This window comes from Exiguobacterium sp. s16 (genome assembly GCF_018618115.1).
GTDB classification, from domain to species: Bacteria; Bacillota; Bacilli; order Exiguobacteriales; family Exiguobacteriaceae; genus Exiguobacterium; species Exiguobacterium mexicanum_A.
This window is the reverse complement of sequence record NZ_JACSLM010000001.1, coordinates 58,197-81,849: the sequence shown is the minus strand read 5'-3', so window position 1 is coordinate 81,849 and position 23,653 is coordinate 58,197. Positions and strand designations below refer to the sequence as shown.

The window sequence follows — 23,653 nt, the reverse complement described above, 5'->3', positions numbered from 1 at the left end:
TCATATAGAGAATTGTAGAAACAAGGGAGAATACAACATGCCGACAAAAGACACCGAACAGCTCAGTTTATTTAAAATTTCGTGGCCGATTTTCATCGAACTCGCACTCCATATGGGGACCGGGATTATCGCCACGCTCATGCTCGCCCATTACTCCGATGCTGCCGCTTCCGCGGTCGGCGTCGCCAACCAAATCTTGAACGTCTTCTTAATCGTCTTCAGCGTGACCTCGGTCGGTGCGACCATCTTGATCGGTCAAGCGATCGGCGCCAATCGGATGAAGAAGAGCCGTGACTTCGCCCGTTCCGCCGTCAGCTTGAACATGTGGCTCGGCGTGCTCATGGTCGCGGTCGTCTTCTTGTTCGGTGAGACGTTCCTCCGTTTGTTCGGCTTATCGGATGAGCTGTTCGACCATGGCCTGTTATTCTTGCAGATTGTCGGGTTGTCGCTGTTCACCGAAGCGCTCATCATGGCGCTCAGTTCCGTCCTCCGGAGCCACGGGATGACGAAGCACGCGATGCTCGCGACACTTCTCATCGATATCATCACAGCTGCCGGGGCGATGCTCGCCGTCATGGGCTGGTTCGGTCTCCCGGTCACGGGTGTCGCCGGCGTCGCATGGGCCATCGTCATCGCCCGTTTCTCGGCGATGGTGCTATTGTTCTGGATCGTCAAGAAGCGGCTCATGCTCCGCTTCCCGCTCAAGGAATTGATTCGTCCGAAACGCGACGACATTCGCGCCTTGCTCCAAATCGGCGTACCATCAGCCGGAGAGAACTTGTCATATCAGTTCTCGCAAATCATCATCACCGGTTTCATCGCCACGATGGGCGAGGCTTCCCTCGCCGCACGGGTATACGTCATGAACTTGTCGATGCTCGCCTTCTTGTTCACGGTCGCCGTCGCGCAAGGGACGCAATTATTGATTGCCCGTGACATCGGCGGGAAACGGTTTAAAGAAGCGTATACCCGCGCCGTTAAGACATTGAAGATTGCCATGTTCGCTTCACTCGTGGCGTCGCTCGGGCTCGCTGTCTTCGGCAAGTCGCTGCTGGGCTTGTTCACATCGAACCCGGATATCATCGCCGTCGGGGTGCCGATTTTATGGGCGACGCTCATCCTTGAGCCAGGTCGCGCCATGAACATCGTGTTGATGGGATCGCTCAAGTCGGTCGGCGACGTTCGCTTCCCGGTCATGATCGGGATCGCCTCGATGTGGGGCGTTGCCGTCGTCTTCAGTTATTTGTTCGGACTCCAAATGGGGCTCGGCGTCCTCGGCATTTGGCTCGCCTTCTCGCTCGACGAGTGGTTCCGCGGTTTCTTCGCCTTCCGTCGTTGGAAATACGGCACGTGGCAACAAAAAGGCTTCCAGTTCGAACCGAAGCCAACTTCATAATCAACCAAAAAGAAGCGGTCGCTGTGACCGCTTCTTTTTTCATCGATTTAGGAACGCCTGCATCGCCTGCCGATGAACGTCCGTCTGACCACATTTCCGTTGCCAGATGATCTCTTGCTCGAGACCGTCCTCGAACGAGTCGGCCCGGAACAACGCCTTCATGCCTTGCACCGCCGTCGGTGACTTGGCTGCGAGCGTCTCGGCATAGGCCGTCAACCGCTCCAAGTACGCCTCATCCTCGACGAGCTCGGTGACGAGACCGAACGTTTCGGCCTGTTCGGCATCAATCGTGCTGCCGCTCCACATCCAAGCGAGCGCGAGATCGGGCCGCATCAAGCGTCGTAAATGGTACGGTCCCCCGGCATCGGCGACGAGGCCGATTTTGATGAAGGCGGAACTGAACTTCGTCGACCGGGCGACGAGACGGACGTCCGCCGCGAGCGCCAGACTGAGACCCGCCCCCGCGACGACCCCGTGAATGCCGGCAATGATTGGTTTCGGACAGTCGGCAAGCGCCCGCACGAGCGGATGGTACACCTCTTCCAAATACACCCCATAGTCGGCGTCACTCTCAATCGTCAAGTCCTGTCCCGATGAGAAGGCACGCCCTTGCCCGACGAGCACGATGACGTGGACGGCCTCATCCGCCACGAGCTGCTCCATCGCTTCCCTCGCCTCGCGAAGCAACGTCTCATTTAATGCGTTCAATTTTTCCGGCCGGTCCCATTTCAGCCAGCCGACCCCGTTCCGCTGTTCCAGTTGAATCGTTTCCATCCCATTTCCCCCTTCACTAAAATGAATCACTATTCATTTCTATGTCGTTCATTCTGTTTCCTTCTTGTCATAGAAACTTTCCGAGTTCGATTGCCCGACGCTACCACTATTTGCTATTCTTAAAAGAGTCGTTCAACGAAAGGGTGGGGCTGATGCAACTGACGAATGCCGCAAGACAATTGAAACAACGGAACATCCCGTTCACGTACCACTCCTACGAAGTGGACGCGTCCGACGTCTCCGCCAAACATGTCGCCGCGTCACTCGGTAAACCGCTCGACCAGCTCTATAAAACGATTTGTCTCGAGAATGAGCAACGGCGCTACGCCTTCTTCCTCATCTCAGGAGATTTAGATATCGATTTGAAAGCGGCCGCGAAAGCCTGGGGCGCCAAAAAAGCCTCCCCTGTCCCGATGAAGGAGCTCGAAACGCTGACCGGCTACATCCGCGGCGGTGTCTCGCCAATCGGGGCGAAAAAACGGTTTCCTGTCTTCTTGCATGATAGTGCCAGACAAAAAGATACGATCATCATCTCGGCCGGCAAGCGCGGCTACCAACTCGAACTCACACCGACCGACCTGCTCCGGTTCACGGACGGTCACTGGTTCACTCAATGACAAAGAAAGATGGAGGCAATACCTATGTGGAAAGAACGAATCCGCTCATGGATTCCTAACTCGTTTACGTTCGGCAACTTGTTCTGCGGCGTCTTGGCGATCGTTTATGCGGCGCGCGGTGACTTCTCGAACGCGACGCTGCTCATCATCATCGCCATGATGCTCGACAGTTTGGATGGACGGCTGGCCCGTATGCTCGGCGTGGCCGGTGACTTTGGAAAAGAACTCGACTCGCTCGCCGATGTCGTCACGTTCGGGGTCGCCCCGGCGCTTCTCGCCTACTATACGTTTTTCATCGATTACGGCAACTACGGTCTCTTCTTCGCCGCCTTGTTCCCGTTGTTCGGTGCTTACCGCTTGGCCCGCTTCAACTTGTCGGCGACGAACGTCACGGCCAGTTACTTCTCGGGCGTCCCGATTACCGCGGCCGGTGGCTTGCTCGCCGTCGTGACGACGTTCGGGGACCAGATCAACGAGTTGCTCACTCCGATTTTCTTCACGGGTCTCGCTCTGCTCATGGTCAGCCGTGTCCGCATCCCGAGCTTTAAAGACGTGCCGCTCCCGCGCCACTCGTTCATCATCACGGTCAGCCTCATCTACTTGACGTACATGATTTTTGCCCGGTGGAAAGAATGGCCATCGTTCTGGTTCATCGCCGTCACGTTCTATGTCTTATTCATCGCTTTCTCGTTCGTCAAAAAACGAAAGCGGATGGCGAATTGACGGGTCCCTCTCGAGGGACTCTTTTTTTTGCATGCATTTATTAGACGCAAGCCGCAAACCTCTCTAGAATGAGAATAGAGGTGATGAAATGAAAGTGTATCCATGGATTTGGAAATGGTTTTTGGTTTGGTATGTCGTCGGGGTCGTCCTCGTCGGCTTTGATTTGTTGCCGAGTTGGCTCGAATGGGCGAACCCGGTCTTCTTATGGCTCGCCGGTCTCATCGGCGGTTGGGTGATTGCGGACGGCGTCCGCCACGCCCGCCTGATCGTCCCGTTCATCTTCTTCGGTTCAATCGCTGTCGAGACGCTCGGTGTCAAAACCGGGTTCCCGTTCAGTGAGTACATCTACGCGGAGGCGTTTGGTCCGACCGTGTTCGGTGTACCGGTCACGATCGGGGCGGCTTGGCTCGCCGTCATCGGCTCGAGTTTTGCCGTCGCCCGCTTGTTCTCGTTCAAGAACCGGACGCTCTGGCTCGTCCCGTTCCTCGCCGTTTGGCTCGATATGGCGATTGACCCGGTCGCAGCGAACGTGAAAGGCTACTGGGAATGGGCCAATGACGGTCTGTATTATGATATCCCGACGCAGAATTTCGTCGGTTGGTTCGGACTGTCACTCATTTTCTCTTGGTTGCTCGACCGGTTTGAAGTCGAAGCCGAGCCGATGTTACTCGGACACGGACGTTATTTGTTCGTCATGCTGCACGCCCTGTTCGGTGTCACGGCCGTCAACGCCGGTCTTTACGGCATCGGCGTACTCAGCGTTGTCACAGCCGCAGGCCTCATCTTGATAGAACGGAGGAGCCGACATGATCGAAGCGAGCAAAAAGAAATGGTTCAATAATCTGTTCTCGACGTTCGTCAAAGAACGTCAAATCCGTCCGTTTTTCCATACGATCCACGTCCGGGCCGATGACGTGCCGACACCAGGATTGTTTTTGAGCACACATAGCTCGTGGTGGGACGGGATGATTTTGCTCATGTTGAATGAATACTATTTGCGTCATGACGTTCACGTCTTGATGGATGAGGACGGGTTGCGCCGCTTCCCGTTCTTCCGTCACTTGGGCGCGTTCTCCATCAAAAAAGGCAAACTGTCGGATGTGCGCGCCTCGCTCGACTACGCCAATCGGCTCTTACTTGCAGGCAAGTCCGTCTGGGTGTTCCCACAAGGACGCGAGTATCCACAAGAGCATCGTCCGCTCGAGATTGGATCAGGTGTGACGATGCTGCTCCACCAGCCGGAAGTCCGGCTATGTGCCATCTATTATACGTTCGCGTCGCACGCCGCTCCGCTCGTCTATGTGCGCTTCCGCAACCATACGGTCGTCTCTAAGACGCGACGTGACCAAAAACAAGAGCTCGCCGAAGCACTCGAACGCCTATATGACGATACGCGCGACGACGTAATCAAGCAGTCCGACCGCTATATCGCCTTGTTCCCGCCGAAGCGCAGTTTGGCAGATTGGACGGAGCACTTGCTCCAAATCGGAAGAGGCCGCTGATGGTGATTTTGTCGCTCACATTTTTGATGCTACTGTTCACGTTGGTCAACTTGCTATTCCTCCGTCCGCTCACCGCACCCATCCCAGCTCCTCCGACCGCGGTGTGCATCCCACTGCGGAACGAGGAACGGAACGTGCCAAAACTGATCACGAGTTTGAAGGCCGCCTTGACGGATGAAAGCCACGTCTATTTATACGAGGACCGGTCCGAGGATGCTACATACGAGGCACTCGTCCGGGAAATCGCGGACGATGCCCGCTTCACCATTTTCCGTGGTGTGCCGCTCCCGGAAGGTTGGGCCGGCAAAGTCCACGCGTGTCACCAGCTGGCGACCCGGACGACCGAACCGTACGTGTTGTTCCTCGATGCCGACGTGACGATCGACCCGACGTTCATCGGGCGACTGCACGGCACACTCGCCCGTGAAGGGGCGGTCTTCTTGTCAGGTTTTCCTCGTTTCCCGACACCAACGTGGCTCGGGAAACTGTTGATTCCGATGCAACACGTCTTGATCGCCCAACATTTGCCGTTGTTTTGGCGAAAGGTGCGTCATCCCGCCTTCGCCGCCGCCAACGGAATGAACGTGCTCGTCGAACGGAAAAGTTATGACGACGTCGGTGGACACGCCTCGATCCACAATTCATTGATCGATGATATCGATCTGTGCCGTGAGTTCAAGCGACGCAAAAAAGTCACGTCGCTCGTCAACGTCTCGCCTTACATCACATGTGACATGTATGCGACGAACGAAGAAGTGTGGAACGGGTTTTCAAAGAACGTATTCAAGGGAATGAATGAAGCAGTGGGCATCGCCCTTTATTTCTTCTTATACTACGGCACCCAGCTGTCTGCTTTCATCGCACTCCTCGTCCGCATGGACTGGATCTCGTTCTTGGCGTGCGTGTTCGTCTTGCTCGCTCGACTGGCGATCGACGTCAAATCGGGAGGACGCCACTTTTGGCTCCATCCGTTCAGCCTCATCGCCTACTTGTTGCTCCTCGCGAGCGCGGTCGTGCGCAAATGGCGACGAAAGCCGATTTCATGGAAAGGCCGGACGTATCAATAATCTCGCTAGGAGGCACAACATGAAACATATCGCTATTATCGGGGCCGGGCTCGGCGGCTTGAGCGCCGCCGTCACCTTGGCCGCCCGCGGTTACGACGTGACCGTCATTGAAAAGAATGAACATGTCGGCGGAAAACTCATGCCGATCATCACCGATGGACACCGGTTCGACTTCGGGCCGAATACGATTACGATGCCGGACGTGTTCCGCTCCGTCATTCGCAACAGCGGGGCCAACCCGGATGACTATTTTGAGCTCGTCAAACTTGAGTCGCACACGGTCAATCATTTCTCTGACGGTTCGACGTTCACGTTTCATTCAGACCGCGAGAAAATGGAAGCCGAGGTACGCCGTCTGACCGGCGATAAGGCCGACAAGAATCAATTGACCGACTACTTAGACGAGGCGGAGAAGTTGTTTGAAATCGCCAATAACCGGTTCTTCACACGGATGGATTCAAAAATCGATACCGGCCTTTGGGCTGACATGATGAAAGTACATCCGCTCAAGAGCCTTCATGCGCTCCATAAGAAGTATTTTAAAGACCCGCGCATCATCCAGGCGCTCGACCGCTATGCGACGTATATCGGCAGCAGTCCGTACGTCACACCCGGCACGTTCGCGCTCATCTCGCACCTGGAGCTGAATGATGGCGTCTATTTCGCCAAAGGTGGGAACTGGACGATTGCGAAAGGCTTCGCCAAACGGGCGAGCGAGCTTGGCGTCGAGTTCCGGCTCGGTCATGAAGTCACAAAAATTGAAGTGACGAACGGAAAAGCGCACGCGGTCGTCATCGACCATGAAGAAGTCATGTCTTGTGACGCCGTCTTATTGAACGGAGAACTGCTCACGCAGTATCCGCGACTCGTCGATGCTTCTGACCGTCCGTCGTTCCCGGTACCGACGCGTGACACGATTGAACCATCGGTGTCCGCTTTCGTCATCATGGTCGGCTTGAACAAGCGGTTGAACTTGGCGCATCATAACGTCTACTTCTCAGACGACTACGAAGCGGAATTCCGGGCGCTGTTCGACGAGGAACGGTATGCGGACGAACCGACGATTTACATCTCGAACTCGGCCCATACGGACCCTTCGATGGGAGAAGCTGGCGACAACTTGTTCATCCTCGTCAATGCGCCGGCCCATATGACCGACATCGATGCCGAGACGTATGAACATTTGATTCGCCGACGCCTCCGGAAATTCGGCGTTGAATGGGAAGATCGCGATGTCGTCTTCCATCGCCGTGTCACCCCGCTCGACTTGACGCGTGATTTTTACGCATATTACGGGGCACTCTATGGGACATCGGCCAACTCGAAAAAAGGAGCGTTTTTCCGACCTTCCGCTCGCTCGGAAGATGTGTCCAACATTTGGTTCGCGGGCGGCTCGACCCATCCTGGCGGCGGCAGCCCGATGGTGACGCTTTCAGGACAATTTGCGGCCCGGTCGATGTTAGAGGACATACCTCTGACAATTTGAACATTTTGTGAACAGAAGATTCGACACTTGTCGACACGGGATAGACGTGATAACATCATATTCGAGTTCAAGCAGTTTTGTAACGTTTGTTACACCTGTAGCGATCGAATGGCTTCCCCGAGCCTATCGCGTTTTGAACTTGTCACACCCGAGAAAAAAGTGATGAGCGAGTTTCCCCACTCGTATCCCGCGGCTGGAACAGCATGCATTATGATGTTCCCCCTTAGTCCATCAAGCATCCTGCTTCAGCGAAGATGCCCCATCGTTTCATTCCCCATGAGACGAGGCACATCTTTAGGGTACATCACGTCCGATTCGTTCGTTTCCCCGATGAACGAATCACACAACGCTTACACCACTTTTGGTCCCCCGCCAAAAGTGGTTTTTTTGTGCACAAAAAAGGCAGCCGTTTTGCGACGGCTGCCTGATTTTATAACTTGGCCAACAGTTTCCCTTTTTGAATCGTCGAGACAAACGCCCGTTTCGTGAAGACGTCGTGCCCATTCTGCCGGGCCGCGTCCAAGATGCCTTCATAGAGCAATCCCGCCGCGCTGACCGGCTTTCGGCTCGTCGCAGGATATAAGTGATGGGTCTCTCGGGCCCGGACGTATAGGTGTTCGGCCCGGCGCGCCATCGTCTCCCAGACGTCGATGAACGCCGGGGTCACTTGGCGCGCGAACAAATCGGCTTCCGCGACACCGAACTCGGCGAGCAACGATTGTGGGACATAAATCCGATCTCGGTCGAGGTCTTCCCCGACGTCACGCAAAATATTCGTCAACTGCATCGCGATGCCTAAGTCGATCGCACCTTGTTTCAACTGGTGCCGTCCCGTCGCATCCACGTCCGGCGCGAGGATCGGCAACAGCATCAAACCGACGGTGCTGGCCGCATAGTAACTATATTGCTCCGTCTCCTCGAGCGTCGCGTAGCGCGTTTTATGTAAGTCCCACTTCATGCCTTCAGCCAATTCAAAGAACGGTTCGACGTCCATGTCGTACCGTCCCCAAACGTCACGCAACGCCACCCAGAGCGCATCGGTCAGATGTTCACCGGCCAAGAAACGATCGAACTCGGCCAAAAAGTCCGTCAAGCTCTCTTCAGGACGGTCGGATTCATCGACCGCGTCATCGAGCGTCCGACAAAACGCATAGACCGCGGCCACGGCCTGACGGTCTGGTTTGGAGAGCAAAGAAAAGGCCCGATAAAACGTGAGCGAGCCTTTTTTCATTACGTCTTCACAGTGACGATACGCTTCTTGTGTCGTCATGGTACAATGCCCCCATTTCTTCTTCCATTCTCTTCACTAACAGCTGCGAGCCGATCATGACGATCGGGACGCCTCCGCACGGATGCACCGATGCTCCGACGGCGTAAAGTCGGTCGATGTGCGCGTACGGGCGAGCCTGTGGTTTGAACGCGGCCGATTGGGCCAATTTCGGGGCGATGCCGAAGCTCCCGCCTTCAAATAACCCAAATCGTTCCGCATCCATCGGCGTCCGAACTTTCATCTCAATGACACGATCCCTGAAGTCGGGGACCATCTGTTCAATCCGACCAATCAAATGCTCGATCGCACCGCTCGTTTCAAAGTCCTCACGCTCCAATTTACGTGGGACCGGCACGAGGACATAGAGAACGCTCGTCCCGTCCGGTGCCAGCGTGTCGTCCATCAAAGACGGATTGAACGTATACATCGCCGGATACTTGCTTAGTTTACCATCTTCGAAGATGGTCCGCATCGACCCGGCAAAATCATTCGGCAAGTCGAATTGGTGGATCGGTAAATCGATGTCCCCGGTCACGGTGAAGTAAAGCAGGAGCGTCCCGCTCGACGGTTCGTATGATTTCGGCTTAACGCCATCAATCAACCGTTCCATGAGGGGGAAATCACCGTTGACGACGACCGCATCATACGGATGAACGACACCATCCACGATGACCGCGTTCGCTCGGCTTTGTTCCACCTGCACCCGTTCGACGTTCGCGTTCAACTCGAACTTGACGCCGCGTCGTCTCAACTCTTGTTCTACTTTCGTCGCAAGTGAGAAATATCCTCCCTTGACGTACCAGATTCCTTCTTCTTGTTCGCGGTACGGGATCAAACCATAGAGGGATGGGGTATCATATGGGTTCCCACCAATATAGAGCGTTTGGAGGCTGTAGGCGACGCGCAGACGCTCGTCTTTAAAGAAGCGTTTCATGTTCTCGTGTGCCGTCTCATACGCCTTCAAGCGCATGAGGAGCATCAATAGTTTCGGTTCGAACAAATCGGTCTTGCCTTTATAGCCCCGGTCTAAGAATGCATCGAACCCGAGGCGGTACTCTTCTCGTTTTTGAGTCATATACTTTCTAAAGCCGTCGCCCTCGTTGAACAGACGGTCAATTTCGGCCGCCTGACGTTCGATGTCACGGTATTTGTAGAACGTCGTGCCATCCTCGTAACGGAGGCGATAAAGCGGGTCGACCTCGATCAACTCGAGCTCTCGCTCCGGGAAACCGGCCTCGAGGAGCTGACTTTTCAATTTTCCGGGCAATAAGACGATGGTCGGCCCTTCATCGACGCGGGCACCGTTCTCGAACTCGACATAATTGAGCCGGCCGCCGACACGAGCTTCTTTTTCATAGACGGTCACGTCTAGCGACGGATATTTGTGGGTCAGGAGCAAGGCCGCGTAAAGCGACCCAATTCCGGCACCGACGAAACTGATGTTCATTGGCCGACACCTGCCCGGTCACGCAACAGGTTGGCGGTGATGCGCGCCGATTCAAAAATCGTCGGCAGTCCGCTGCCTGGATGTGTCCCACCGCCGACGAGCCAGACGTGGTCGAGCTCCTCGAACTGGTTATGAGGACGGAAATACATCATCTGTGACAAGTTATGTCCTAAGTTGAACGTCGCCCCTTCATAGACACCGAACGCTTCCCAATCGTTTGGCGTGAGCGGCTGCATCACCTCGATATGGTTCCGGATCTCACGATACGGCGAACGAGTCTCAAGTGCATCGAGGACGCGCTCGGTCATCGTCGTCTCGAGCGTCTCCCACGGTAAATTCGACAGGTTGTTCGGCACCGGGACGAGCACATAAAGCGAGGATTTCCCTGACGGTGCGAGTGTTGGATCAATCCGTGAAGCATTTTGGACATAGAACGAGAAGTCTTCGCTCAGCTTCAGGTCTTGCGTCATCTCTTTCACATTACGCTCGTAGTCGTCGGCGAAATGGATCGAATGGTGCGCGACATCATCATAGACACGGTCGAGTCCAAGATAAAGCATGAACGTCGAACACGAGTAGCGTTTCTTCTTCAGCTGTTTTGGACTCCAACGTGTGAGTGCGTCGCTTGGGACGAGTGTCGTCATCGCATGTGCGAAGTCGGCACCGACAATCACTTCGTCAAAGGCATAGTGGACATTGTTCGCTACGAGTCCGTTGACGCGTTTCCCGTCGAGCAAGAGCCGGTCGACGCCTTCTTTGAGACGAATCTCCCCACCCTCTTCTTCGATGACACGGGCCATCGCTGTGCAGAGTTGATTCACGCCGCCGATCGGATGATGGACGCCGTAAGCATGTTCCATATATGACAAGATTGAGAAGCCACCCGGGCAATCCCACGCCGACATGCCGAGGTATTTCGCTTGGAACGTGAACGCGTACTTCAGCTCTTCGCTCGTGAAATACTCCGACAAGACGTCGTATAACGACTTGCCGATCGATAAGAACGGGAGCGCCTTCAAGACGCGCGTCGCCACGTAATCGGTCAGTTTGTCATGTGCCGTCTGGAGCACCGGCATCAGTTTCGACAGCTTGATGGCTTGTTCGGCCATGAAGCGTTCGTACCCTTCCCCGTTGCCTGGGAACTGCTCTTCAATCGCCTGATGCATTTGATCGCGATCGGTCGTCATCGATAGGACCCGATTTCCTTTATCAAAATAAAGATCATACATCGGCTCGAGTCGTTTCATCTCGACATAGTCATGTAAATCTCGACCTGTCTCTTCGAAAATTTCTTCTAAAATGTATGGCATATTTAAAAAAGTCGGGCCACGATCGAACGCGAATTCTCCGACTTGCAGACGCGACGTCCGTCCACCGACGAACGCCTGCTTCTCAAACACTGTTACCTTCACACCACGGCTTGCGAGCAGCATAGCGGCCGCAAGTCCTCCTGGTCCGGCACCGATTACGGCGACTCTTTTTTCCGACACGTTGAACAACTCCCTATGTGAAAAGTCTCTTATGCTTCTATCCCATTATAGAAATGACTGGAGACAAGTTCAAATCTGAATCGGCTCGTCGTGTGTCCGCGATGTGTCAATTGTCGCGTTTCGCGATGACAATGTACCATGACCCTTCTGGGATGAACGGGATGAAACGGACGTTGTCGAAACCGACCTTGTGCATTTGACGACGTAACTCACGAATCGTTGGGAGCGGATAGAGGTTATCATGCAACGTCATGAACGCATTGAACGCTGAGGCAAATCGAGCACCGAGCGGCGTCTCGGCGAGCGGAGTGACGAGTACCGCGACACCAGCTTCGTCTAAGTTTTCGAGCATCCGTCCGAGCAGTTCGATTCGTTGTTCCGGAGAGAAATAATACAACATATTATTCATCATGACGGCATCAAATCGTTCGTCGTGATCCCACTCCATAAAATCGGCTACTTCATAGCGAATCTCACCGGACTCATCTTGTTCCCGCGCCTCTGCGATCACGTCTTCCTCGAGATCGATGCCGGTCAACTGCCAATCGGGTTCGAGTCCGTGCAGTTTGCGTAAGTAACCCCCGTGGCCGCACCCGATATCGAGCATCGTCTTGACGTCGGCTTGCCGCAACAGCTGCTGCACGACCGGGAACGCGACCGTCTCGACGAGCGTCGACGTCTGTGCGACGACCTGGCCATGTGTCGCCCCATCGAACGTTTTCTGTTTGCCCGACTCTAAAAAGTCAGGATATGCGATGAGTGCCGGAATATGAAGTTCCATCATCTCTTGGAGCATAAAGCCGATGCTGCGCTCATCTTCGTGCGACAACTGATATTTCAAACTACGGGTCGGGAAATAGCGCCAACCTTTCTTCTTCAAATGGCGCACGGCGACTCCGACGTCGAGCCAACGCTCGAGCGCGAGTTTCGTCAACGGTTGCTTCAAGCGAAGCGTCATCTCCGCAAAGCTCGCCCCGCCTTGGAGCGCATCGAACAACCCATATTTATAGCCGATATATCCGTGCCAGAGCGGCAGGAACGATTCGGTTTGTTTCATCCATCTGCGTGCGTGCAAGACGCGTGACCATTCATTCATCTGTTGTTCCATCGTTTCACCTCATCATCGTTATCACTGATTTTTTTATTTTCCCCTAATAATTTACGGACAAACAAAAAAATCCCACTCCGATGTGCGAAGTGGGAATCAAACTTAAATGAAGTTGCTGAAGAACGACTGTCCATACGGCAACGCATAGCCGATGAAGATTGTCACAAGCGCGAGAATCGCAAAACCGCCGAACATCGTGCCCGCAGGTTTGTTCTTCTTCACACGGATGAGCGTCATCTCACCAAAGATGAGTGTCAAGAGTCCGACCGTGATCTTCACGTGGTAGAACATGCCGCCTTCGAGTAATTGAAGATACAAATAAAGTCCCGTGCCGAACGCGACGAGCAACATGAGTCGAAACGCCATGTGGGCGATCTTCCCGCTCTTGTTGGCATTTTTGTAGCCGATATAGGCGACAGCGAACAAGACGAGTAACAAGACCCAGCTCGTGACGTGCGTGTGTAGGAATGCAATCAATGGCATTCTAAGTCCCCCTTTCCATTATGTACAACCTCTATTGTACACGAGTCGCTCTGATTGCGGTCAAGCAGGCCACTGAAAAATCTGATTGCCTATCAAAAAGACGCCTGATCGAGGAATGATCAGGCGCCTTGTCGTATTTCATTTATTAAGCTGTCGTTGACTCTTGTTCGCGAACCGCGTATTCGAAGCTCGGAATCACGACCGTGAACGTCGACCCTTGATGTTGGACCGACTCGACATGAATCTGTCCGGCGTGACCGCGCACGATCTCTTGACAGATCGGAAGACCGAGTCCGGTTCCGCCGATTTCTCGGCTGTCGGAATTATCGACCCGATAGAACTTGTCGAAGAGACGGTCGAGCGCGTCGCTCGGAATACCGATACCTTGGTCCTTCACTTTAATCGACACCGATTGATCGTGGTGGGCCAATTCGACGGTGATTTTTCCGCCGCGCGGTGAATACTTCACGGCGTTCGAGAGCAAGTTGCTCATCAACTGCTTGAACTTTTGACAGTCGGCGAACAGTTCATACGGACGGTCATCGGCCGTGATGAGTTCAAACTTATGCTTCAGCGAAGAAGCCTCATAGAACGTCATCATGTCGCGGATGATCGGCTCGATATCGAGCTGTTCGCGGTCGTACATCTGACTGCCGGCTTCCATCCGTTGCACGTCGAGGAAATCGTTGACGAGATGCGTCAGGCGCTCCGTCTCGGCGTGAATCGTCTGCAAGTACTTCGCTTGCTTCTCGTTCGGCAACTGCTTCTTGACCATGAGTTCGGTGAACCCGTAGATCGACGAGAGCGGTGTCCGCAACTCGTGGGAGATCGTCGAGATGAATTCGCTCTTCAAGCGTTCCGCCTCGGTCTCGCTCGTGATGTCACGGAAGACGAGCAACGTCCCTTTCGACAACCCGCCGACGACGATGCGTTCCGCATACATCTGCAAGTTCATCTCGCCTTTACGGATCGAGAAGCTGACGCTGTCATGCGGGAAGTCGTCGGTGAAGAGGCGATCGGTATACTTCAAGAAATCATCTTCTTGGTCGACTGTCGTCGAAATCGTCTCTCGCCATTCGTTCCACGACAGTTCCGCGAGTTCTCTCGACGTGATGTCGTCAAGCTCAGGGAACATCTCATAGAGCGGACGGTTGACGAAGACGTCATCGGTCGAATGTTCGACGTAAATGACCGCCTCGCGAATTGAATCGAGGATCCGTTCCGTCTTCCCTTTCTCACGGGTCATCTCTTCAAACAGACGCATCCGGAGAAGCGAGAGCGACAACTGACGAGCGAACGACATGATGTCACCCATCTGTGTCTGCGTAAAGCGATCTTTATAGCGGACGAGATAGATGAACGCGATGATCGAGTCATCTGTCGGGTCATGGACCGGTACAGCCGTCTCATACATATAGTATGGGTACGGGAGCGGGTGGTCGCTTGCGACTTGTTTCGACGAATGGACTGTCGTCCGAAGCGTCATCGCCCGCGTCAAGACTGAGTTCTCGCTGTCGAGCAACTGACGCGTGAGCGTCTCGTTCAATCCGTGGCTTGTGATTGAGAACGAGCCTGTCGCATCGACAAATACGAGGGCGCCGACTTCGGAGTCGGTGATGGCGACCAGTTTCTCGATAATCTCTGGGTAAGCCGTCAACGAATCGCGGGCCGCGAGCGTCTCGGTCAACTCGTTGCGGTAAGCCAAGTGTTGCTCGTTCTGTTGTGTCTGCTCCAAGATTTCTTCGAGTTCTTGCTGTTGCGCTTGAAGTTCTTCTTGTTGCGCAATCAACTCTTCTTGTTGCGCCTGTAATTCGTGGTTCTTTTCAATCAAGTGACGTTCATTGTCACGAAGCGTCTCGGCCATCTTGTTGAACGATCGTGACATCGTCCCAATCTCATCTTCACGCTCCATCTGGTCGCTCAAATCGACGATCTCGCCTTTAAGCAGACGGTCCGATGCGATCGAGAGACGTGAAATCAAACGCGTTTGACGGCGCAAGAATGGTTGGATGAACAACAAGATCAATGCCGCGAACGACAAGATGCTCGCGATCCACAAGAATTGAAGAATATCATTGTTTAACTTCCAAGCGTCATATACTTTCTGCTTCTCGCTATCCATCAATGATTTATAATCTTCTAACGCCGTCTCGATCTGTTGGATTGGGCCGAGTGTATCGATGCCGCGTTCCGGGCTATAGGGAACGACGCCTTGTTCAATCAAACGTTCGGCAGTCGGCAATGCCAATACCGTCTCCGGATCAATCGTATCTTCGGTAATTTCACCTTCGGCGCGCAATTGTCCGTATTCTGTCGTCACCGGAAGGATGACGCCAAAATAGAAGTCGTGGAATTCTTGCAAGTCGTCTGCGAAAATTTCACCTTGCTTCGTTTGGACGACGCTCTTGAACCAGTTGATTTCTTGCTGGAACTCGTTCTCTTTCGACTGAGCCCGTTCAAGCGACTCGGTGTCTCCGAACAAGAGATAACCGCGCGAATCATACTGGACGCCTTGCCACTCATCCCACAGCGTGTTCAACCGCTCAATCCGTTCATCAACGTCTTCAAGCCGTTGTTCGTTTTCAGCAACTCGCTCTTGCATGTACGTGTACATGATCATCGATCCGACCAGCGCGAGCGCGAGGAAGGAATAGAGAACGACCATAAGGTCGCGACCGAGTTTTTGTTTAAACCATCTGTTCAATTCACGATTCCTCCTATAATCTTCACCAACTCAAGTGGACTGAACGGCTTAGATATAAAGTAGTCGACGCCAATCTCGTTCGCGCAATCACGATCAGATTGTTGGCTCTTCGCCGTGAGCATCATCACTTTTGTATGTTGACGTCCCGGTAGTTTCCGAACTTTCTCGATGACCTCAAGACCGGTCATGCCTGGCATCATATGGTCGACAATCACGAGGTCATACTCGTTCTGTTCGATTAGCCGGTAGGCTTCAAGGCCGTCTGGCGCTTCATCAATGTCATATCCTTCATCTTCTAATGTATCTAAAACAAGCATCCGTAATACTTCTTCATCTTCTGCTAGTAAAATTTTTACCATGACGATTCCTCCATTTTTTATCCCATTCCATTATTTTAACGGATTCAGTTCGTAATCACAAAAAATAAGGGTGTACGGTGTATAACCGTACCCCTTTTTCTTCACAACGTCTACATTATAATACAACAATTTCCTGTAATTCGAGCGAATAAATGAGCATCTGCCCGACCGTGATCCCCCAAATCGCCTCGATGGCCTCGCGATAGAGCGATAATTGGACATGATAACGGTCGCGCAACATTTGTTTCGCCGCGTCACGGGATTCGCTCGAAAAGAGCACAGAATCCGATTTATAGTCGAGAAGCACGTATGTCTCGCCGTCATGGAACAGACAATCGATAATCCCTTGAATCAGCACATGTTCGTCAGTGAACGTCCCGCTCGGATTGACCCGTTCGGCCGGAACCGTGTACGTAAACGGCAACTCGCGCCAGCCAGTCCCGGTTTGAAGCGCTACCGTTAATGCGCGCCCCGTGTCTGAAGCAAAGAACGCCTCGATTTCAGGGATGGCAAGCCTTGCCGTCTCGACCTCGACCGGGCTAAGCATGCCGTCGGCTTCCCAGCGATCGATTTGTAAGGCGAGCGGTTCAGACGGGTCGATCAATTGAAAGACAAGGTGTAACGTCGTACCCCGCTCGGCTCCCGTCTGTTTCGATTGTTTCCACTTCGGCTCTCGGTACGGGGTGTCACTCGCCCGGTACGTCTCTTCAAACGCCGCCTGCTCGAGTTGGAGAGCGCGTTTCAGTTCCGTGACCGTTTGCTTGGCAGCCGTCTCGGTCGCGGCTTGGGCCGGATATTCATAAGTGAACGCCCGGCGGACAAAATCTGTGACGTTCGCCTCGTCTTTGACCGGAAAGTCGATCGCTTCGAACTGTTTGACGTGATGGAGCTGCGCCATCATCTCTTGGAGCGTGGCGACTTCCGCCAAGTCCTCTTCGCCGATGATACGGTACGTCCACGGGGTCGCTTCCGATTGGGGTGCGACGATCGGCAACCCTTGCTCTTCTAAAAATGGGGCCGCCCCTTCGAGTTTTAAGAGCGCCGGAGCGACCCAATCGAGATACGTCTTCGCCTCACGACGCGCATCGGCCGATAAAGTCGTCCCGGTTTGCTCGACGTGCAACCATTGCCCGATCTGTTTTCCAGGCTCTTTGACCGTCCCGACCAAAATCAGTTTTTCTTTCGCGCGCGTGAGCGCGACATACAAGACGCGCATCTCTTCGGCTTTCATCGTCGCATCGAGATCGCGGCGAATCATCTCTTTGACGAACGTCTCCGTTTTCGTGCGCGTGACGACGTCAATCGCGTCGAGGGAGATTCCGTAACGTTTATGGAAGATGACGCGCTGCATTTGATCGCGCTTGTTGAACTGCTTCCCTAGCTGAGCGACGATTGTGACCGGAAACTCGAGTCCTTTCGACTTATGGACAGTCATGATCCGGACGACGTTTTCTTCTTCACCGAGTGAGCGCGCCTCGGACAAGTCCTCACCGTTATCCTGAAGCCGATCCATCACACGGAGGAAACGATACAAGCCGCGGTAACCACTCCGCTCATACGACAACGCCCGGTCATAGAGCGCCTTCAAGTTTTCTTGGCGCCCTTTCCCGCCCGGCAGTCCGCCGGCAAAATCATAAAATCCTGTGTCGTTGAACACTTGTTGAATCAATTCTGACAAGCTGTGGTTGCGAGCGAACGTGCGCCACGCTGATAACGCGTCAAGAACATCGCCACACTTCAGACCGAGATCGTCCTCATCATCTGCTTTCGCTTTGAGTGCCTCAAAAAACGACTCTTCCGACTCAAGGCGGATTTTCGCCAACTCTTGGTCGCTGAACCCGAACATCGGCGAGCGAAGCGCCCCGGCAAGCGGGATGTCTTGGAGCGGGTTGTCGATCAGTTTCAACACCGCGAGCATCATCCGAATCTCCGTCGCTTGGAAGTATCCCCCGTCCGAATCGGTGTAGGCCGGAATGTTGTACTGTGTCAAAATATCCATCAACTGTTCGACCCGCTCTTTCTTTGAACGGACCAAGATGACGATGTCACGATATTCACACGACCGGAGCAAACCTGTCGCTTCATCGGTCACTTTGAACGGTTCCTCGCCCGAGACGAGCTCTAAAATCCGGGTCGCGATGGCCCGGCCTTCGAGTTCTTGTTTCGACAAGTCGCGGCTCTCCCCGTTGACGAGAATGAGTTCAGGACTCGCCTCGAGCGCCTCATAGTCACGCCCCGGGACGAGACGTGCCGCCTCATCGTATTCGATTTCGCTCACTTCCTCGTCCATCAACCGGACGAACAAGTCGTTAATGCCGTGGAGTACTTCGGCTCGGCTTCTGAAGTTTTGGGACAAGTCGATCCGTTGTCCCGACCCATGCTGTTTGAAGCGCGTCGCCTTCTCGATGAACAAGCGTGGTTCGGCATGGCGGAACCGGTAAATCGACTGCTTGATATCGCCGACCATGAACAGATTTCCGACATGCTCGACTTCATTGCTGACAAGCCCGATGATCGTCTCTTGAATCTCGTTCGTGTCCTGATACTCATCGATCAATACTTCGGCGAAACGTTGCTTGTAAAGCGAAGCGACCGAAGATGGTCCTCCCTCGTCTCGTAAAATGGCGAGCGCATAATGCTCGAGGTCGCTGAAGTCGACAAAAGCACGGTCCCGCTTCGCCTGTTCATAGGCGGCACCGAACGTCCGAACGGTCTTAACGAGCGTCTCGACGAGCGGACGTTGTGTCATCAACACGTCCAAATAATCGGCCCCACTCGTGCTCGCTTGGGCGATGGCTTCACTTAACTTCTTTTTCGCCTGATCGTACGCCGGCTTCAATACCGTGTGATAGACGTGATGTTCTTCTTTCTTTTGAACGGATTTCATCGTCCCGAACTTGACGGCGCGGGAAGCCGTCTCGAGCTCGCTCCACTTGAACGAGTCCGGATCGAGATTCGCAAATGGTAAAATCGCCTGTTGCACGTTCTCAGATTGCGCCTCATAACCGGCGAGGCGAAGTTCGATGGCGACGCGACGGAGCTGACGCAATGCTTTTTCGATGTCTACCCAAAGCAGGCGCCCGAATTCAATCAACAGTTGTTCCTCGTCAGGATCCCCATCGAACTGATACAACGACACAAGTTCGTCCAAGTACGCTTCCGGGTCTGGTAGCGTCCGTGCATAGTGATAGAGGCCGAGAATCAATTCCTCGATCTCACTGTCGCCCCGGTCCGACGTATAAGCGTCAATCAAAGCGAAGAAAGCTTGGTCTTGTTGACCGTACGCCTCCTCGAGCACATCTTCGAGCACATCGTCCTGCAAAAGCACCAAGTCCCGTTCCTCGGCGATTTTGAACGCCGGGTCGAGGTCGAGCAAATAATAATTCTCCCGAATCACTTCGAGACAGAACGAGTGAATCGTCGTGATGAGTGCCCGGTTGAGCATTTGGCGTTGTTTTCGAATATATGCGTTCTCGGGATCATCACGGAGTGCCCCGTCGAGTGCTTTGGCGATTCGACGTTTCATCTCGGCCGCCGCCGCATTCGTGAATGTGACCACGAGCATGCGGTCCGCCGTCAATTCGTCCGTCTCATCCAAGAGACGGCTCGCGAGCCGTTCCACGAGGACGGCCGTCTTGCCGGAACCGGCTGCCGCCGAGACGAGCACGTGCGATCCTCTGGCATCGATGGCCGCTTGTTGGTCATTCGTCCACTTCATCGACGTCACCTCCTAATCTTGACAAGACGTCATCTTTTTCTAATTTCTTCAATTGCCGTGGCTCATTAGACAGCGCCTCATCAAAGTGACAGACACTTTGGAACGGGCACGTCTGGCAGGGCCGTCGTTCTTTATATTCATATGGCTCGACTCCGATTTCACCGTCATACATCGCCTCGGCGCTCGCCTCCGCCAAATTAAGGGCATGGTCCATCAATTGCTCGAGCTGCGGCGGGGAGACGACTTTTTTCGTCGTATTCGCATCGATCGTCCCGTCTTTCTTGTACTTGACCGGGATGACGATTGATTTTTTCTGATCGAGTTTCGCCGTCCGGTCCATCGCCTCTAAAATGGCCGGATCGTCGACGAGCAACCCTTGCATCTGATACGACTCGAGCACCTTCCGCTCGGTGTCCGTGTCCGTCTCGCCCGGTGCGACGAGCGGCCGGTGGACGTGGAAATAAAGCGCCGCTGCTGGGGCGACATTCTCTTGCGTCCACGCGTTCGCCTGCTCGATCAGCACTTTCAAGTAGATGAGCATCTGCATGGCGAGCCCGTAATAGATTTCGGCGAAGTCGATTTCTCGTTTGCTCGACTTATAGTCGACAATCCGGACGTAAAGCTGATCATGGACCGAGGCCGTGTCGACGCGGTCGATGCGACCGACAAGTTCACACGTCGCCCCGTTACTGAGCGTGAACGACACGGGCGGGAAATTGCCGCTACCGAAGGCGAGTTCGAAAGCGACGGGGTCGAATCCGTCCCGTTTCGATTGCTCGATCAATACTTCCGCCGTCTTGCTGACGACATCGGTCAATTTCTTCTTCAAATAGCCATACCGGTTCGAACTCATCAAAATCGCATTTTGAATTTCCGGCGTGACGAGTTCGACGGCCGCCTCGGCGAGTGACGAACACTCGTCGCGGCTCACATCCCGCCATTCTTTCCCGTCCATTTTCACGGTCTGGGACATATGCTCAATCGTGCGATGGTACAAGTTTCCGATATCCGGCGCTTCTAACCGATACAGGCGACGTTCTTTTAAACGGAGCCCATAGCTCGCAAAGTGACGGAACGGACAAGCCTGGAACGTCTCGAGCCGCGAGACGCTCGCTCGAATCGAGTTTGTATAAAGTGACTTGGCGACATCTTCCGGCAACGGTTGTGGCACGTTTTGATAGAAGAGTGCACTCGTCAATAAGCGAATCCGTTCGCGGCCTTCCGGATGTTTCAACAGTTCGTTGTACACCGTGAACCACGTATCTTGAATCGGATAATGCCGGCTGAGTCGTTGCAGTTCGAGCGCTGTCACCGCTGCCGTCTGATTCACGTTCGTGATAAAAGACAGCTGGTCGCTCGGGCGATGTTCCCCGGCTTCCGCGAAATGGGTCGTCACGACTTTCCCGCCACTGAGGCGGGCTTTCAGGTCAGCGATAAAACTCGCCGGTTGAATCGCCTTGCCAGCCCGGTCGACGAGGGCATAGCTGACGAACACACGATGGCTCGGTGCCGTGAGCGCCTTGTATAAATAGTACGTCTCGTCATCAAATAAATGCTCGGTCGCTTTCCCGGCCCGAACGCCGTTGTCATGCATGAAATCAAGGTCCTGGTCGGTCAACAGTTTCGACTGGGTCGCTACGAGCGGGATTTGATCTTCGTTTGCCCCGAGTAAGAAGACGACCTTTTTATCAATCAAGCGGCCCCGGACGTAATCAGTGACCGTCAATTGGTCCAGAGATGGCGGGACGAGCGCGTAACGCAAACTGTCGAGCCCGGTATCCATCATCTGCAGGAACAGTTCGGTCGAGAGCGTCTCATCTGGCGCCGCCGCTTCCAACTGTTCGAGCAAGTGCAACACGGCATCCCACACTTGGGTATGTTCTCTCGCTTCGAGCAATCTCGATTCCTCGAGCGCCTCCTCGCGCCAATAGGCGAGACAAGACGCCACATCAATCCGTTCTAAAAAGGCATAGATGGCGTGCGTGTAAGCTTGCATCGTCTTCGCCGCTTTTAAATCGGCCAACAGCGGGTCGAACGTGTCAACGACGGTTTGGCGGTAACGATTGAGTGCCGTCTCCAAGTCCAGTTCTTCCCCGGTCAGCCGTGCCTCTTCTTCGGCTCGGCGTCGCAAATACCAATCCTCGTGCCAGTGATAATGTTTGATCCCGCGCTCGATGACGAACGCCTCGAGCCGGTCGACCGACGTGCGTCGATGCTCCGCATCGAGCAAAATCAGTTCGGTTTTGAGCGCCCGAAACACCGGTTCTTCCCGGTAGCCGCGAATCGCGACCTCAATCGTCGCCTTCAATAATTCGACGACGGGATGATCGAGCATCGGTTGACGCTCATCGAGGAAGAACGGCAACCGCATTTTTTGGAGCGCTTGTGTCGCCAAGTCGCCGTACTCCTCAAGCGAGCGTGACACGAAAGCGATATCGCGATAGCGGAATCCTTCCTCGCGGACGAGCCGAACGACCTCACGGACGGCCGCCTCGACTTCTACCGACCGGTCGACGGCCGCGCTCAACACCACATTCGAATCAGGACGCGTGTATGGGGCTGCCGTCACTTGCCCGAACGTCGCCTCGAGATAGGCCAGGCTCGGATGTTGGAAGCGCGGAGATCCTGTATGAGGGTGGTCGTTTGACGAGAGACCGCGCTCAGCCAACAGCTCTTTGAAACGCATGAGTGTCCGTTGCGTCGGTCCGAACGACGGATGAGGCCGATAGAGCGAATCCGGGTCAATCGTCAACAGCACGTCGAGCGGCGCCTTCTCCGCTAAAGCGACGAGCACGGCTAGCTCCTGTTCCGAAAATTCATTGAACCCATCGACATAAAACTGCGTCCCGGTCAAATCGATGTCCGGCAACAGTTGTAGCAACACGTTGAAATAGTCTTCCGCGTGGAGCGATTTCCCTTCCGTCATCATCAAGAAACCCTCGTAAAGAATCGACAAATCTTGGAGTTTGAGGGACCGATGTTGGTCTTGCTCGCTTAAGCGGAGCAACTGCTCAGGATCGACGAGGCCGCGCTTGAGGAGCGTGATCAACTGGTTCAGTTCCTCGTAAAAGCCGAACTGGTTCATCGTCCGGCGGAACAACGTCAATCGTTCCTCGTTCATCTCGACGACGCGGCGCAACAGCAAGTGCGTCCCTGTCTGATCTAAAAACTGTTCGGTCGCGACGCCCCGGTCGCGCATCATCAAAAAGGCGAGTCGACGCATCGATAAGACTTGAATCCGGGTCGACCCGTTCAAGCCGTCCGTCATCGCCATCTTCCGTTCCATCTCGAACGACATTTGGTCTGGGACGAGCATATAGATGGTCGGTCCGCTCGGGTCACGCTTCAGCTCTTCGATGACATGTTTCGTCATCCATTCGCTTTTTCCGCTCCCGGAACGCCCGACATGAAAAGTGACCGTCATTTAGGCGAACACCCCTTCCCTTTTTTCTTTATTATGACCCATTCGACCTCGTTTGTAGAGGGAAATCCTTTAATAGCCCAGGAAG

Annotated in this window: 17 protein-coding genes; 7 read left to right on the top strand and 10 right to left on the bottom strand. The window is 54.2% G+C overall.

Features of this window, described 5'->3' with window-relative positions; all coding sequences use genetic code 11:
- The first annotated feature begins 37 nt into the window (after positions 1-37).
- Positions 38-1,396: an MATE family efflux transporter gene (locus KNP86_RS00455; protein WP_034776600.1), complete on the top strand. Its 1,359-nt coding sequence runs from the start codon at positions 38-40 to the stop codon at positions 1,394-1,396.
- Between the two features lie 39 nt (positions 1,397-1,435).
- Here KNP86_RS00455 and KNP86_RS00450 read toward each other — a convergent pair whose 3' ends face one another.
- Positions 1,436-2,170: an enoyl-CoA hydratase/isomerase family protein gene (locus tag KNP86_RS00450; protein ID WP_138859858.1), complete on the bottom strand. Its 735-nt coding sequence runs from the start codon at positions 2,168-2,170 to the stop codon at positions 1,436-1,438.
- A gap of 152 nt (positions 2,171-2,322) precedes the next feature.
- On the opposite strand from KNP86_RS00450, the gene ybaK reads away from it, so the two are divergent.
- From ybaK to KNP86_RS00420, 6 genes are all read left to right on the top strand, one after another.
- A complete protein-coding gene (gene ybaK, locus KNP86_RS00445) occupies positions 2,323-2,787 on the top strand; it encodes a Cys-tRNA(Pro) deacylase (RefSeq protein ID WP_034776595.1) in 465 nt (154 codons plus the stop codon).
- A 24-nt stretch (positions 2,788-2,811) separates the two neighbouring features.
- Positions 2,812-3,510, top strand: a complete 699-nt coding sequence (pssA, locus tag KNP86_RS00440) for a CDP-diacylglycerol--serine O-phosphatidyltransferase (RefSeq protein ID WP_021066674.1) — start codon at positions 2,812-2,814, stop codon at positions 3,508-3,510.
- Positions 3,511-3,598: 88 nt separating this feature from the next.
- Positions 3,599-4,351, top strand: a complete 753-nt coding sequence (locus KNP86_RS00435) for a carotenoid biosynthesis protein (RefSeq protein WP_034776593.1) — start codon at positions 3,599-3,601, stop codon at positions 4,349-4,351.
- Complete coding sequence (locus KNP86_RS00430; RefSeq protein WP_214752399.1) at positions 4,317-5,012, top strand: lysophospholipid acyltransferase family protein; 696 nt, start codon at positions 4,317-4,319, stop codon at positions 5,010-5,012. The genes KNP86_RS00435 and KNP86_RS00430 overlap by 35 nt, the downstream gene beginning before the upstream one ends.
- Complete coding sequence (locus KNP86_RS00425) at positions 5,012-6,079, top strand: glycosyltransferase family 2 protein (protein ID WP_138859860.1); 1,068 nt, start codon at positions 5,012-5,014, stop codon at positions 6,077-6,079. Before KNP86_RS00430 ends, KNP86_RS00425 begins: the two co-directional genes overlap by 1 nt.
- Before the next feature lie 19 nt (positions 6,080-6,098).
- The gene (locus KNP86_RS00420; protein WP_034776586.1) at positions 6,099-7,565 is read left to right on the top strand and encodes a phytoene desaturase family protein; all 1,467 of its coding nucleotides are present in this window, start codon (positions 6,099-6,101) and stop codon (positions 7,563-7,565) included.
- A gap of 430 nt (positions 7,566-7,995) precedes the next feature.
- On the opposite strand, the gene KNP86_RS00415 is transcribed toward KNP86_RS00420, so the two are convergent.
- From KNP86_RS00415 to addB, 9 genes are all read right to left on the bottom strand, one after another.
- Complete coding sequence (locus KNP86_RS00415; RefSeq protein WP_034776584.1) at positions 7,996-8,835, bottom strand: phytoene/squalene synthase family protein; 840 nt, start codon at positions 8,833-8,835, stop codon at positions 7,996-7,998.
- Positions 8,804-10,282 (bottom strand): phytoene desaturase family protein, encoded by a 1,479-nt coding sequence (locus KNP86_RS00410; protein ID WP_214752397.1) that lies wholly within the window; start codon positions 10,280-10,282, stop codon positions 8,804-8,806. The genes KNP86_RS00415 and KNP86_RS00410 overlap by 32 nt, the downstream gene beginning before the upstream one ends.
- Positions 10,279-11,805 (bottom strand): phytoene desaturase family protein, encoded by a 1,527-nt coding sequence (locus KNP86_RS00405; RefSeq protein WP_214752876.1) that lies wholly within the window; start codon positions 11,803-11,805, stop codon positions 10,279-10,281. Before KNP86_RS00405 ends, KNP86_RS00410 begins: the two co-directional genes overlap by 4 nt.
- Before the next feature lie 73 nt (positions 11,806-11,878).
- On the bottom strand, positions 11,879-12,880 hold the full coding sequence (locus KNP86_RS00400; protein WP_034776575.1) for a class I SAM-dependent methyltransferase: 1,002 nt from the start codon (positions 12,878-12,880) through the stop codon (positions 11,879-11,881).
- 102 nt (positions 12,881-12,982) lie between these two features.
- Entirely contained in the window at positions 12,983-13,363 is a 381-nt protein-coding gene (locus KNP86_RS00395; protein WP_034776573.1) for a YisL family protein, read from the bottom strand.
- A gap of 145 nt (positions 13,364-13,508) precedes the next feature.
- Positions 13,509-16,067: a sensor histidine kinase gene (locus KNP86_RS00390; protein WP_214752395.1), complete on the bottom strand. Its 2,559-nt coding sequence runs from the start codon at positions 16,065-16,067 to the stop codon at positions 13,509-13,511.
- Positions 16,064-16,426: a response regulator gene (locus KNP86_RS00385; RefSeq protein ID WP_021066686.1), complete on the bottom strand. Its 363-nt coding sequence runs from the start codon at positions 16,424-16,426 to the stop codon at positions 16,064-16,066. The genes KNP86_RS00390 and KNP86_RS00385 overlap by 4 nt, the downstream gene beginning before the upstream one ends.
- Before the next feature lie 115 nt (positions 16,427-16,541).
- Positions 16,542-20,144: a helicase-exonuclease AddAB subunit AddA gene (gene addA, locus KNP86_RS00380; RefSeq protein ID WP_214752394.1), complete on the bottom strand. Its 3,603-nt coding sequence runs from the start codon at positions 20,142-20,144 to the stop codon at positions 16,542-16,544.
- The gene (gene addB / locus KNP86_RS00375) at positions 20,128-23,568 is read right to left on the bottom strand and encodes a helicase-exonuclease AddAB subunit AddB (RefSeq protein ID WP_214752392.1); all 3,441 of its coding nucleotides are present in this window, start codon (positions 23,566-23,568) and stop codon (positions 20,128-20,130) included. The genes addA and addB overlap by 17 nt, the downstream gene beginning before the upstream one ends.
- Positions 23,569-23,653: the final 85 nt, after the last annotated feature.

Excerpts from the sequence above, each read along its gene's own strand:
- KNP86_RS00455 (WP_034776600.1), top strand. The coding sequence starts at position 38 with ATGCCGACAAAAGACACCGAACAGCTCAGTTTATTTAAAATTTCGTGG.
- KNP86_RS00450 (WP_138859858.1), bottom strand. The coding sequence starts at position 2,170 with ATGGAAACGATTCAACTGGAACAGCGGAACGGGGTCGGCTGGCTGAAA.
- ybaK (WP_034776595.1), top strand. The coding sequence starts at position 2,323 with ATGCAACTGACGAATGCCGCAAGACAATTGAAACAACGGAACATCCCG.
- pssA (WP_021066674.1), top strand. The coding sequence starts at position 2,812 with ATGTGGAAAGAACGAATCCGCTCATGGATTCCTAACTCGTTTACGTTC.
- KNP86_RS00435 (WP_034776593.1), top strand. The coding sequence starts at position 3,599 with ATGAAAGTGTATCCATGGATTTGGAAATGGTTTTTGGTTTGGTATGTC.
- KNP86_RS00430 (WP_214752399.1), top strand. The coding sequence starts at position 4,317 with ATGATCGAAGCGAGCAAAAAGAAATGGTTCAATAATCTGTTCTCGACG.
- KNP86_RS00425 (WP_138859860.1), top strand. The coding sequence starts at position 5,012 with ATGGTGATTTTGTCGCTCACATTTTTGATGCTACTGTTCACGTTGGTC.
- KNP86_RS00420 (WP_034776586.1), top strand. The coding sequence starts at position 6,099 with ATGAAACATATCGCTATTATCGGGGCCGGGCTCGGCGGCTTGAGCGCC.
- KNP86_RS00415 (WP_034776584.1), bottom strand. The coding sequence starts at position 8,835 with ATGACGACACAAGAAGCGTATCGTCACTGTGAAGACGTAATGAAAAAA.
- KNP86_RS00410 (WP_214752397.1), bottom strand. The coding sequence starts at position 10,282 with ATGAACATCAGTTTCGTCGGTGCCGGAATTGGGTCGCTTTACGCGGCC.
- KNP86_RS00400 (WP_034776575.1), bottom strand. The coding sequence starts at position 12,880 with ATGGAACAACAGATGAATGAATGGTCACGCGTCTTGCACGCACGCAGA.
- KNP86_RS00395 (WP_034776573.1), bottom strand. The coding sequence starts at position 13,363 with ATGCCATTGATTGCATTCCTACACACGCACGTCACGAGCTGGGTCTTG.
- KNP86_RS00385 (WP_021066686.1), bottom strand. The coding sequence starts at position 16,426 with ATGGTAAAAATTTTACTAGCAGAAGATGAAGAAGTATTACGGATGCTT.
- addA (WP_214752394.1), bottom strand. The coding sequence starts at position 20,144 with ATGAAGTGGACGAATGACCAACAAGCGGCCATCGATGCCAGAGGATCG.
- addB (WP_214752392.1), bottom strand. The coding sequence starts at position 23,568 with ATGACGGTCACTTTTCATGTCGGGCGTTCCGGGAGCGGAAAAAGCGAA.